Source organism: Caldibacillus sp. 210928-DFI.2.18, assembly GCF_020554505.1.
Classification (GTDB): domain Bacteria; phylum Bacillota; class Bacilli; order Bacillales; family Caldibacillaceae; genus Caldifermentibacillus; species Caldifermentibacillus hisashii.
This window is the reverse complement of sequence record NZ_JAJCHL010000009.1, coordinates 1-12,095: the sequence shown is the minus strand read 5'-3', so window position 1 is coordinate 12,095 and position 12,095 is coordinate 1. Positions and strand designations below refer to the sequence as shown.

General features: G+C 38.1%; 9 protein-coding genes and 2 pseudogenes. 9 read left to right on the top strand and 2 right to left on the bottom strand.

Features of this window, described 5'->3' with window-relative positions; all coding sequences use genetic code 11:
- Positions 1–13: 13 nt before the first annotated feature.
- Together gcvPA and gcvPB are read left to right on the top strand one after the other, a co-directional pair.
- On the top strand, positions 14–1,363 hold the full coding sequence (gene gcvPA, locus LIZ98_RS03675; protein ID WP_227138787.1) for an aminomethyl-transferring glycine dehydrogenase subunit GcvPA: 1,350 nt from the start codon (positions 14–16) through the stop codon (positions 1,361–1,363).
- On the top strand, positions 1,356–2,816 hold the full coding sequence (gene gcvPB, locus LIZ98_RS03670; RefSeq protein ID WP_227138786.1) for an aminomethyl-transferring glycine dehydrogenase subunit GcvPB: 1,461 nt from the start codon (positions 1,356–1,358) through the stop codon (positions 2,814–2,816). The genes gcvPA and gcvPB overlap by 8 nt, the downstream gene beginning before the upstream one ends.
- A gap of 270 nt (positions 2,817–3,086) precedes the next feature.
- Here gcvPB and LIZ98_RS03665 read toward each other — a convergent pair whose 3' ends face one another.
- Positions 3,087–3,473 (bottom strand): rhodanese-like domain-containing protein, encoded by a 387-nt coding sequence (locus LIZ98_RS03665; protein ID WP_227138785.1) that lies wholly within the window; start codon positions 3,471–3,473, stop codon positions 3,087–3,089.
- A 454-nt stretch (positions 3,474–3,927) separates the two neighbouring features.
- Between LIZ98_RS03665 and LIZ98_RS03660 the strand changes: the two are divergent.
- The 4 genes and pseudogenes from LIZ98_RS03660 to LIZ98_RS03645 all read left to right on the top strand — a co-directional run.
- Positions 3,928–4,722, top strand: a pseudogene (locus LIZ98_RS03660) (ribonucleotide reductase N-terminal alpha domain-containing protein); the annotation flags it as partial.
- A 75-nt stretch (positions 4,723–4,797) separates the two neighbouring features.
- A complete protein-coding gene (locus LIZ98_RS03655; RefSeq protein ID WP_227138784.1) occupies positions 4,798–5,724 on the top strand; it encodes a DUF559 domain-containing protein in 927 nt (308 codons plus the stop codon).
- Between the two features lie 223 nt (positions 5,725–5,947).
- Positions 5,948–7,705 (top strand): annotated as a pseudogene (locus LIZ98_RS03650) (vitamin B12-dependent ribonucleotide reductase); the annotation flags it as partial.
- 453 nt (positions 7,706–8,158) lie between these two features.
- Positions 8,159–9,043 carry a patatin-like phospholipase family protein gene (locus LIZ98_RS03645; RefSeq protein WP_108899123.1) on the top strand — a complete coding sequence of 295 codons (885 nt, stop codon included), beginning with the start codon at positions 8,159–8,161 and terminating at the stop codon, positions 9,041–9,043.
- 18 nt (positions 9,044–9,061) lie between these two features.
- Here LIZ98_RS03645 and LIZ98_RS03640 read toward each other — a convergent pair whose 3' ends face one another.
- On the bottom strand, positions 9,062–9,421 hold the full coding sequence (locus LIZ98_RS03640; RefSeq protein ID WP_216408297.1) for an SA1362 family protein: 360 nt from the start codon (positions 9,419–9,421) through the stop codon (positions 9,062–9,064).
- 302 nt (positions 9,422–9,723) lie between these two features.
- Between LIZ98_RS03640 and LIZ98_RS03635 the strand changes: the two genes are divergently transcribed.
- The 3 genes from LIZ98_RS03635 (at position 9,724) to efp (ending at position 11,971) form a co-directional block, all read left to right on the top strand.
- Positions 9,724–10,227: a YqhR family membrane protein gene (locus tag LIZ98_RS03635; protein ID WP_227138783.1), complete on the top strand. Its 504-nt coding sequence runs from the start codon at positions 9,724–9,726 to the stop codon at positions 10,225–10,227.
- A gap of 106 nt (positions 10,228–10,333) precedes the next feature.
- Complete coding sequence (locus LIZ98_RS03630) at positions 10,334–11,395, top strand: M24 family metallopeptidase (protein ID WP_227138782.1); 1,062 nt, start codon at positions 10,334–10,336, stop codon at positions 11,393–11,395.
- An 18-nt stretch (positions 11,396–11,413) separates the two neighbouring features.
- Positions 11,414–11,971 carry an elongation factor P gene (gene efp / locus LIZ98_RS03625; protein ID WP_034770965.1) on the top strand — a complete coding sequence of 186 codons (558 nt, stop codon included), beginning with the start codon at positions 11,414–11,416 and terminating at the stop codon, positions 11,969–11,971.
- The last annotated feature ends 124 nt before the right edge of the window (positions 11,972–12,095 follow it).

The window sequence follows — 12,095 nt, the reverse complement described above, 5'->3', positions numbered from 1 at the left end:
AGGGGGATTTTTCATGGCTTTTCGATATTTACCGATGACAGAACAAGATAAAGCGGACATGCTTGCAAAAATTGGGGTAGAAACGGTAGACGAGCTTTTTTCAGATATACCGGAAAACGTACGGTATCAGGGTCGCTTACGTTTAAAAGAAGCAAAATCCGAACCAGCACTTTATAAAGAATTATCTGATTTGGCTGCCAAAAATGTAAATGTAAAAAATTTCACAAGTTTTTTGGGAGCGGGTGTATATGATCATTATATTCCGTCCATCGTCGATCATGTCATTTCACGCTCAGAATTTTACACTGCTTATACGCCGTATCAACCGGAAATTTCCCAAGGTGAGCTTCAGGCAATTTTTGAGTTTCAAACAATGATTTGTGAATTGACCGGCATGGATGTGGCCAATTCTTCCATGTATGATGGCGGTACGGCTCTGGCGGAAGCGGCCATGCTTGCAACCGGACAAACAAAAAGGAGAACGATTCTCATATCGGAAGCGATCCACCCGGAATATAAAGAGGTAGTAAAAACCTATGCAAAAGGGCAAAAATTACAAGTAGAGGAAGTACCGTTAAACAATGGAGTTACCGATATAGAGTCATTAAAAAATCAGTTAACCGATGATGTCGCATGTGTTCTTGTGCAATATCCAAACTTTTTTGGCCGCATCGAGAGCTTACGTGAAATTGAACCGGTTGTGCATGGAAATCATTCATTATTTATTGTCTCCGCAAATCCGGTTGCTCTCGGAATTTTGACACCGCCCGGAAAATTTGGAGCCGATATCGTAACCGGTGATGCCCAACCTTTTGGGATACCCCAGACTTTTGGTGGTCCTCATTGTGGATTCTTTGCTGTATCGAAAAAGTTCATGCGGAAAATCCCCGGCCGATTAGTCGGGCAAACAACCGATGAAAATGGCAACCGCGGCTTTGTTTTAACACTGCAGGCACGGGAGCAACATATCCGTAGAGAAAAGGCGACCTCCAATATTTGTTCTAACCAAGCGTTAAACGCATTGGCTGCAAGTGTGACGATGACGGCACTGGGAAAAAAGGGTATTCGGGAAATGGCAATAGGTAATATACAAAAAGCAAATTATGCTAAAAATGTGTTTAAACAAAATGGTTTTGAGATTGTCTATGATGGTCCGTCCTTCAATGAATTTGTTGTTAAACTTGATAAACCGGTAGAAGGGCTCACGTCTTATTTATTACAAAGCGGAGTAATTGGCGGGTATGATTTAGGAAAAGTGGATCCTAAATATGCCGGTCAGATGCTTGTTTGTGTTACCGAAATTCGCACGAAAGAGGAAATTGACACATTCGTTGAGAAAGTGAGGGCGTATCATCATGGTTAAGGACAATTTTCCGTTAATTTTTGAAATTAGTAAGCCGGGAAGAATTGGTTATTCATTACCGGAAATAGATGTTCCAGAAACGGATATTGATCGTTTGCTGCCGGAAGATTATATTCGAACGGAAGAACCTGAACTTCCTGAGGTTTCGGAACTTGACATTATCCGTCATTATACCGCTCTTTCAAAAAGAAACCACGGGGTCGATTCCGGTTTTTATCCGCTTGGTTCATGTACGATGAAGTATAATCCAAAAATCAATGAGGATGTGGCAAGACTTCCCGGATTTGCTCATATACATCCGCTTCAAGATGAAAGTTCAGTCCAAGGCGCTCTTGAACTTATGTATGATTTAATGGGACATTTGAAAGAAATAACCGGTATGGATGAAGTGACATTACAACCGGCTGCAGGAGCTCATGGCGAATGGACAGGGTTAATGCTCATTCGTGCATACCATGAGGCAAACGGTGATTTTCATAAAACAAAAGTAATTATCCCGGATTCTGCTCACGGAACGAATCCGGCTTCGGCCACAGTCGCCGGATTTGAAACAATTACAGTTAAGTCCAATGAGTTTGGTCTTGTCGATATCGACGATTTGAAGCGTGTTGTTGGTTCGGATACGGCGGCGCTCATGTTGACAAACCCGAATACACTGGGTCTGTTTGAAGAAAATATTGAGGAAATGGCAGAGATTGTCCATGCAGTCGGCGGGAAATTGTACTATGATGGGGCAAATTTAAATGCAATCATGGGGAAAGCACGTCCCGGAGATATGGGCTTCGATGTCGTGCATTTGAATCTTCATAAAACATTTACCGGTCCTCATGGCGGCGGTGGCCCGGGGAGTGGTCCTGTCGGTGTGAAAAAAGAGTTAATTCCGTTTTTACCGAAACCGGTACTGGTGAAGAAGAATAATGAATTTTGCTTTGATTATGACCGTCCGCAATCTATCGGCCGGATAAAACCATTTTACGGCAATTTCGGAATTAATGTCCGGGCTTACACATATATTCGAACGATGGGCCCGGATGGATTAAGGCAAGTGACGGAAAATGCAGTGATCAATGCGAATTATATGATGCGGTCGTTAGCCCCGTATTATGATTTACCGTATGATCGCCATTGCAAGCATGAATTTGTCATTAGCGGCAGACGGCAGAAAAAATTAGGTGTTCGTACACTCGATATTGCGAAGAGGTTACTTGATTTCGGTTTTCACCCCCCGACCATCTATTTCCCGTTGAATGTGGAAGAGAGTATGATGATTGAACCGACTGAAACGGAATCGAAGGAAACGTTGGACGCCTTTATCGAGACAATGATTCAAATCGCCAAGGAAGCGGAAGAAAATCCGGAAATTGTCCAAGAGGCTCCGCATACAACGGTTGTAGGAAGGCTTGACGAAACAAAAGCGGCAAGAAAACCGATTTTAAAATATGTGAAAGAATAAAGATTAAAAAATTGTAGATCATTGAATTCTGCGACATCAATGCTGTGGCTTTATGATATGTAAAGGTTTAAGGGTGATTTTGTCGTAGTCTTCAATTGATAACATGATAACCGTCCTGATACACTTTCTGTTTTAAACATGTATCAGGACTATTTTTCGTTCATGTATAACTTTCTAGTATGGAATGAATGGCTATATTGATCTACCAACTTGACTATGGAATATCATTACGAAAAAAACCAGACAAAAAACTTGTCCGATTGCATGTGTCTATTTTCCAACCTTAATCCTGCCTGTCCACTTCTTAAATCCGCCTTTTAATTGATAGAGTTGTTTATAACCTTTTTTGTAAAGCATTTGAGCAGCCCTGCCACTGCGGCTCGACCTTTGGCAATATAAATAGACTGGTTTATCTGGACGGATTTCTTTCATCCGCATTTTCAATTGTGTTAACGGGATATTTCTTGCACCTAAAATGTGACCGGATTCAAATTCATTGGCTTCACGTACATCAATTAATTGGGCTTTTCGATATCCTTTGATAAACTCTTCTTGGGTTAAGACTTTTATAATTCTTTTCCGCTGAAAATAATTGAATAGCGAATAGCTGAGTAGTGCAAATAAAATAATGATCAAAATAATATTACTATAACTCATGATGGTTCCCCTTTCACTTACTCAAACTTTGTGCACTAATTTATATTATATAAATGAATTGCCGTGAACGCAAAGTAAAAATGAAAGGTTAAACAAAAAGAGTGATCATCTACGTACCATGTATGTTTTCAAAAAAAATCTTTAAAGCAGCATCCCCGGTTTTAATAATTGACCCCTCATTCAACAAAAGAGTATTTATTTTTCCATTCTCCTTTGATAGAATGTACTTTTGTTGAAACATAAAAAATATCGACAAAGTAGGCAATTAGTCACTTTTTTTAAAAGGAGGTATTGACAAAAATAGATATTTATGCTTACAAACACAATATATAGTTGTTAGAAAATTTTTATACCACTATATATTGAATTTGTAGGTGTTCTATGTTAATGTAAAGATATAAACAATAACTAAATTTATCAGCAGATATGATTTAGATATAAAGGAGATGGATGTATGGCTGTTGCATTTAAAGAAACACCAAAACTGAATATTAAAAAGTTGAATGATGCGATTCGACTTTTTCCACAAGTTCATCCGATAACCGAGGATATGAAGATCACTTTTAAAGGTGTATCCAGGCTCGTTATGATTGACCGTTATTCATTTAAAGACACGGAAAAACTGACTTTATCTGAAGGCGATTTTGTTGTATTGACGGTAAAAGAGGATCCGAAATTCCCGGCGAGAGGATTAGGTTACATAGTCAATATTGATTGGGAATTAAAGAAAGCATCCGTCCTTGTGGAAGAAGAATATCGCGGTGTCCTTGAGCAACAAGAAGAAAGAGAGTCAGGGATAATCGTTCGCTCCCTTGATGTCATTGAAAAACCATTAGAAATTTTCTATGAGCAAATTGCCAAACGGAATGCAACTGGCCTTGCAGAAGTAGAAGAGTCTGAAGAAAAAATTCAGGAGTGGACAGAAAAATTCTATCAAGAACTTGTCCAATTGAACTTTATCCCGGCAGGTCGCGTGCTTTACGGGGCAGGTTCAGGTAAGGAAGTAACCTATTTTAATTGTTACGTGATGCCTTTTGTTCAGGACTCACGGGAAGGAATTTCTGAGCACCGTAAGAAAGTAATGGAAATCATGAGTCGCGGTGGTGGAGTCGGTACAAACGGTTCAACTTTAAGACCACGAAACACGTTGGCAAGAGGTGTAAACGGTAAATCAAGCGGTTCGGTTTCATGGTTAGATGACATAGCGAAATTGACTCACTTAGTAGAGCAAGGTGGGTCGAGACGTGGTAAAATAGCATAACGTGTGCCTCGTCTATAAAAAAACCTCGTGAATTGCTGGGAACTCTTTATTGAGGTGATTAGTATGAGAACTTATAGTCCAAGGGAAAAGCAAAAATGTATAATATGCGGCATAGAAATGAACAACAATAAAGCTGGTCAATTTACCAAACATCTAGTGACCTTACACCAAATAGATTTGCCAACATATCTAAAAAATTTTTTTTACAAAAAAGAAAATTTAATTTGCCAAAGAGAAGGTTGCGGAAATTTAGTAGAAATAGATACAAATCATAATAAAAATAGATGGAAGCCAATGAAATATTGCAGTAATTATTCATGTAGGTATACTAAAAAAAATCGTAATAGGAAATGTCTCGTATGTAATAATTTGTTTTCAAATGAAGATTTAAGAGTTAAAACATGCAGCAAAGAATGCAGTCTTAATCTAAAATCTAAAAAGGTTACAGAATGGCATGCAAACATGTCCGAAAAGGAAAAGAGAGAACGATTTGAAAAGATAATATCTAAAACAGCCGCTACTAGAAGAAAAAACAAAACTCCTTCATGGAATAGTGGTAAGACAGGGATTTATACAGAAGAAACGATTGAAAAAATTAGGAAGGCTGCTTTGATTCAATTTGAAAATGGTGTTTTTAGAAAAACATCTATTGAAAGCAAAGTGGAAGAATTATTACAAGAAATGAACCTGAAATATAAGTATTCCTTTATACTCCAAAAACACCAATTTGATTTTTTGCTAATTGATTACAATATTTTAATTGAGTGCGATGGAGATTATTGGCATGTGAATCCTAAATTTTATCCTAAACCAAAGGGTTGGCAAATTAAAAGAATAGAAATTGATAAAGAAAAAAACCGCATAGCAAAAAATAACGGTTATACAATTCTTCGCTTTTGGGAAGATGAAATTAACAATAACCTTGGTTATGTTCATCAAATTATATCATCTCATGTAGCTTCTGAACCACAACGTAACTGGAAACAGTAAACGTGAAGGTTTAAAAATCAGAAGTGAAAAAAGACAATCAGCAGCCAAGCTCCGTAACATGGAGAAGGTTCAACGACCATCGAAAGACAGCAATTTTTGCTGAATCGAGTAGAGTAGGGATCAAGCGATTCCGAAGCGCGAGGGTATCTATTAGATACAAGATATGGTCTGAACTCTATGGTGACATAGAGAGTTGATGTAGCGAATCAACGTAACATAATTAGCACAAATGATTATGCTTAGTGATTGGCATCCGGATATTATTGAATTTATTATTTCCAAAATGCAAAACCCAAGAATTTTACGATTCTTAATTGAAAATACCGAAGACGAGCAAATTAAAAAGCTTGCTAAAGAAAAATTGAAATTTATTCCGTTAAAAGAAAATGAACGGATCATGTATGAAGGAATTGTCCGTTATAAAAATATTCCGGGTTTTGGTGGTTTTACAGAAGAAGTGATTAAGGAAGCCGAAGAAAAATTACGTGACGGCGGAACCTATGATGTGAATAATCCGGAATTTTTAACCGGGGCGAATATTTCCGTTTGTTTAACAAAAGAGTTTATGAAAGCTGTTGAAAATGACGGTGAATATGAATTACGCTTCCCGGATGTTGAAAAATACAATCCGGAAGAAATGAAAGAATACAACGAAAAATGGCATGAAGTCGGCGATGTTCGCGAATGGGAAAAGATGGGCTATCGTGTCCGTACGTATCGGAAGATCAAAGCAAAAGAACTATGGAACTTAATTAATATTTGTGCAACCTATTCGGCAGAACCGGGCATTTTCTTCATTGATAACGCCAATGACATGACAAACGCCAAAGCTTACGGGCAAAAGGTTGTAGCGACCAATCCGTGCGGCGAACAGCCTCTCGCACCATATTCTGTTTGTAATTTAGCTGCAGTAAATTTAGCAAACATGGTCAATAAAGAAACAAAACAAGTTGACTTTGAAAAATTAAAACAAACGGTCAGAACCGGTGTAAGAATGCAAGATAATGTTATCAATGCGACTCCTTACTTTTTGGAAGAAAACAAAAAACAAGCACTTGGTGAACGCCGAGTAGGACTTGGTGTAATGGGTCTAGCCGACTTACTAATTTACTGTGAAAAAGAATATGGATCCCAAGAAGGAAATGAACTTGTCGATAAAGTTTTTGAAACAATTGCGACAACAGCTTACAGGGCTTCCATTGAGTTAGCGAAAGAAAAAGGGAGCTTCCCGTTCCTTGTCGGTGAAACGGAAGAAGAAACAAACCGTCTGCGGAAAGCCTTTATTGAAACAGGTTTTATGAAAAAAATGCCTGAAGATATTAGAGAATCCATTTTAGAAAGCGGAATTCGTAACTCCCACTTGCTAACTGTTGCTCCAACTGGATCTACTGGGACAATGGTTGGAGTTTCCACAGGCCTTGAGCCTTACTTCTCCTTTACTTATTACCGCAGCGGACGACTCGGTAAATTCATGGAAGTGAAGGCAGAGATTGTTCAAGAATATTTGGATAAACATCCGGAAGTTTCTCCAGACAACTTGCCACATTGGTTTGTAACGGCAATGGATTTAGCACCGGAAGCCCATGCAGATGTTCAATGTGTGATCCAACGTTGGGTAGACTCGTCTATCAGTAAAACGGTAAATGCACCACAAGGCTATAGCGTTGAACAAGTTCAAAAAGTATATGAGCGTCTATATAAAGGCGGTGCCAAAGGTGGTACAGTGTATGTTGACGGAAGCCGTGATACACAAGTATTAACTTTAAAGGCAGAAGAAAATAGCCATAAAGAAGATGCACACCATCATCATCCGACAAAAGTTGTTCTTGTTGAAACCATTCAAGATCTCCGTTCAACGGATGTCACAATCGGCTCGGAAATCGGCGACACATGCCCGGTTTGCCGTAAAGGGAAAGTGAAAGAAATCGGCGGCTGCAATACTTGTGATAACTGCGGTGCCCAATTAAAATGCGGTCTGTAATACCCTTTTAAAAGTAAATAAATAAGTGTAAATAACATAAAAAATAGCATGGTGATTCAATAGAATTCACCGTGCTATTTTTTATTACGAGCAAAAGATTCCCTAGAAAGGTGAGAAAAATGTGAATGATCCCGAAAAAAAACAGCTTGCCTGCTGTACTAATTTCGTTGTCCTTTGATTAAACATAAAGTAATTAAGAAAAGCGCGGGGTGTCCGAGCCGTTTGTTCTCTTAAAATATATAAAAATCATAAGAAAACGATCCTTTTCGTCTTACCGTACAGAATGGGACGTTAAAAAAACAATTCAATTTAGCTCACTTTTACAATATATAGCAGGATTTTTCACAAAAATGATAAGTAAGTAATCGTACGGATTTTTTTGCATTTTTCAGTGGCCTCGTGCGGACGGATCATCTCTTAAAATTAGAAAAAAATCAACGGAGGCGGTTTCCTTTGTATATTGACGGGGTGTTTTCAGGAGGAGGTATAAAGGGGTTAGCCTATATTGGCGCTTACCAGGCTTTAGAAGAGCACGGTTTCCAATTTAAAAGAGTAGCCGGTACAAGTGCCGGAGCAATTATTGCTGCATTTATTGCAGCGGGATTTACCAGTGAGGAGTTGAATAATGAATTAGGCAATCTCGAATTACGCACAATACTGGATGAGCCGAAAAGTATTTTACCTTATAAGCTATTTAAATGGTTACCAATTTACTGGAGATTAGGAATGTACAAAGGACAAGCGTTGGAAAATTGGCTTGATCAAACTTTACAAAAAAAAGGCGTTCGTACATTTGGTGACCTGCCACCTGGCGTATTGCAAATCATTGCATCGGATTTGTCAAATGGCAGGATCTTTATTCTCCCCAACGAACTGCACAAATACAATATTCCGTTTGAAAATTTCCCGATTGCAAAAGCCGTCAGGATGAGTTGCAGTTTACCTTATTTTTTTGAACCGGTACGATTAAAAATCAATCATCGTAAAATTGTTATTGTTGATGGCGGTGTTCTCAGCAACTTTCCTATGTGGTTATTTGATCGTGAAAATGTTATGAAAGAGCGCCCCGTTCTCGGTATTAAATTAAGTCCAAACATAAACGAGCAACCACCGAGGGAAATAAAAAATGCATTGCAAATGTTTGAAGCATTATTTTCGACAATGAAGGATGCTCATGATACACGATATATATCGCGGAAACACGAGAAAAACATCATTTTTATTCCGACAGAAGGGATGTTAACGACCGAGTTTGGGATAACGAATGAAGGAAAAGAAGATTTAATAAAAATTGGCAAAGAAAAGACACTAAAATTTTTGAAAAATTGGGCATATTAAATATCTAATCAAGGATATTTAATGAATAGCCCGATTTTTCTTCTTCCCTTTTTTTCCTTCAATAACCGTTAAATGGGTACTTGATGTATATCTTTTCCGAACTGCCTGTTTCTTTTTTGAATCGACTTTTTTCTGCCCCCGCTTTATCCTTTTTTTCGATTGTCGTGCTGCTTTAATAAATGCCCTTTGTTCTTTTCTCATGGATTGATTTGGTAGGCCGAAATTTCTCATGACGAGAAAGAAAATCCCGATTATAATTGCACTGATTAATAAGAAACGAACCAGTCGGAACGGTTGGGTAATTAGCGTAACCACCAGACCGAAAATACCGAGAACAAGAATGAAACTTGTTAAAACCTTCGCCAAATTTGCTTTCATTAGGGCCACCTCCTAAGAGCATTTTAAGCAAAATTCATATGATTTAAACATAATGACCAAAATTTATTATATGGTTAACACCTAAAAAATTCCTTAACGAAAAACCCATGCTCCAAATACAATATTTTTCTTATATTTTCTCAAACATGATACGGTGGATTCCAATCATTTCACCGCAATAAAATGAAATTATCTTATTCTACTTATATTCTACAAGAAATTAGGTAAAACCTCTATATTATTGGCATTAATTTATGAAAAAACAGAATTGCTTAGGACATACTATGAATGGAGGTGCTACAATGGAGAAAGCAAAATTGGAACAAAACCAACACGCAAAACCGATCTCACTCAAAACAACTTCAGTCATTACCGGTTTTTTTGGCGGTGTATTTTGGAGTGCAGTCGGATTATTAGCCTATTATTTCCACTTTACGAAGATTCGTCCGAATACCATATTGGAACCGTGGGCAGTTGGAGATTGGAAAACAAGTTGGATTGGTACGGTTATCTCTTTATTGTTAATCGGGGTTTTAGGGATTGTTGCGGCATTACTTTATTATTTCACATTGAAAAAATTTCAAAACATCTGGGTTAGTTTCGGATATGGAATTGTATTGTTTGCTATTGTCTTTTTCCTATTAAATCCGCTGTTTCCAAACTTAGATCCGATTACTGAATTAGATAGAAATACGATCATTACAATGCTGTGTTTATATGTATTATTCGGTGTTTTTGTCGGATATTCGATTTCTTATGAATATAATGAAAAAGTCGAGGAAAAAAGGAAAAATCATTCTACATAAATGATCTTAGTAAAAAATGGGGAGAATCTGAGCGATTCTTTTCCCAGTAAAGAAGTATATTATGGTAAAATATAGTATGTTAATGCTAAATAGGGAGAGAAAATGGATGAAGAAATTGGAACGTATTCGTAACGAATTTGGTCAGCTCGGTATTCAAGCTTTGCTGATAACGAGTCCGTATAATCGCCGTTATATTGCGAATTTTACCGGAACGACAGGTGTTGTCTTGATTACGGAAGAGGATGCTTATTTTATCACAGATTTCCGCTATATTGAACAAGCAAAAAGGCAAGCGGTCGGATATGATATCATACAACATAGCGGGTCAATACCGAAAGAAGTGGTTCGGATATGTAATGAAAAAGGTATAAACAAACTTGGCTTTGAAGAAGATGATGTCACTTATGCATTATACCAAGCGTATGTGTCAGAGTTTAAAGGAACATTGGTACCGGTAAGTGGTGTCATTGAAAAATTACGGTTGATTAAGACGGAAGAAGAGATTAAGATAATTAAGGTGGCTTGTGATATTGCTGACGCCGCTTTTAAGCATATTCTTGAGTTTATCCGCCCCGGGATCACAGAATTGGACGTATCCAATGAACTAGAATTTTTCATGAGAAAATGTGGGGCAACTTCATCTTCATTCGATACGATCGTCGCCTCCGGTCTGAATTCTGCTCTTCCACACGGGGTTGCATCCAATAAAGTAATTGAAAAGGGCGATATGGTAACACTTGACTATGGTGCCTATTATGATGGTTATGTATCAGATATAACCAGGACGGTTGCCGTTGGAGATCCTGGCGAACAATTGAAAAAAATATACGATATTGTCCTCCAAGCACAATTAAAAGGAATGGAAGAAATTCGACCTGGAATGACCGGAAAAGAGGCAGATGCAATCACGAGAGACTACATAACAGAACACGGTCACGGAGATGATTTTGGTCATTCTACCGGACATGGTATCGGCTTGGAAATCCACGAGGGACCAACCCTTTCAAAAAATTCGGAAGTCTTACTTAAACCGGGCATGGTCGTTACATGTGAACCGGGGATATATGTACCGGGATTGGGCGGTGTAAGAATTGAGGATGACTTAGTTATTACCGAACACGGGAATGAAGCCCTAACCCATTCAACAAAAGAACTAATTATTTTGTAATGAGCAGGAGGAAAGTGAATGATTTCAGTAAACGATTTTAGAACAGGACTCACCATTGAGGTTGACGGAGAAATTTGGCGCGTTCTTGATTTCCAACATGTAAAACCGGGAAAAGGTGCTGCTTTTGTCCGTTCCAAATTACGTAACTTGCGCACAGGTGCTATTCAGGAGAAAACATTCCGCGCCGGGGAAAAAGTGGAAAAAGCACAGATTGATAACCGGAGAATGCAATATTTATATGCAAGTGGCGATTCCCATGTATTTATGGATACCGAAAACTATGAACAAGTGGAGCTTCCGGCAAAACAAATTGAATATGAATTGAACTTTTTGAAGGAAAATATGGAAGTTCAAATTATTATGTTTCAAGGGGAAACACTTGGAGTCGAATTACCAAATACAGTAGAATTGGTCGTGACGGAAACCGAACCCGGAATTAAAGGGGATACGGCTTCGGGAGGTTCAAAACCGGCAACACTTGAAACCGGCCTTGTCGTTCAAGTCCCGTTCTTTATTAATGTTGGTGATCGATTAATTATCAATACGACAGACGGGTCTTATGTTTCCAGAGCCTAAAACTTGAAAAATTGTATATGTATAAGAAAGAATCTTGGCAAACGTCAAGGTTCTTTTTTTAGCTAATAGGAAAGTATAAATTTCCAGCAAAGAAGCGAATTCGACGTAGTTGGAAATTTTAAGA

Bases quoted from the DNA above. Each gene is read 5' to 3' on its own strand.
- gcvPA (WP_227138787.1), top strand. From the start codon at position 14: ATGGCTTTTCGATATTTACCGATGACAGAACAAGATAAAGCGGACATG.
- gcvPB (WP_227138786.1), top strand. From the start codon at position 1,356: ATGGTTAAGGACAATTTTCCGTTAATTTTTGAAATTAGTAAGCCGGGA.
- LIZ98_RS03665 (WP_227138785.1), bottom strand. From the start codon at position 3,473: ATGAGTTATAGTAATATTATTTTGATCATTATTTTATTTGCACTACTC.
- LIZ98_RS03655 (WP_227138784.1), top strand. From the start codon at position 4,798: ATGAGAACTTATAGTCCAAGGGAAAAGCAAAAATGTATAATATGCGGC.
- LIZ98_RS03640 (WP_216408297.1), bottom strand. From the start codon at position 9,421: ATGAAAGCAAATTTGGCGAAGGTTTTAACAAGTTTCATTCTTGTTCTC.
- LIZ98_RS03635 (WP_227138783.1), top strand. From the start codon at position 9,724: ATGGAGAAAGCAAAATTGGAACAAAACCAACACGCAAAACCGATCTCA.
- LIZ98_RS03630 (WP_227138782.1), top strand. From the start codon at position 10,334: ATGAAGAAATTGGAACGTATTCGTAACGAATTTGGTCAGCTCGGTATT.
- efp (WP_034770965.1), top strand. From the start codon at position 11,414: ATGATTTCAGTAAACGATTTTAGAACAGGACTCACCATTGAGGTTGAC.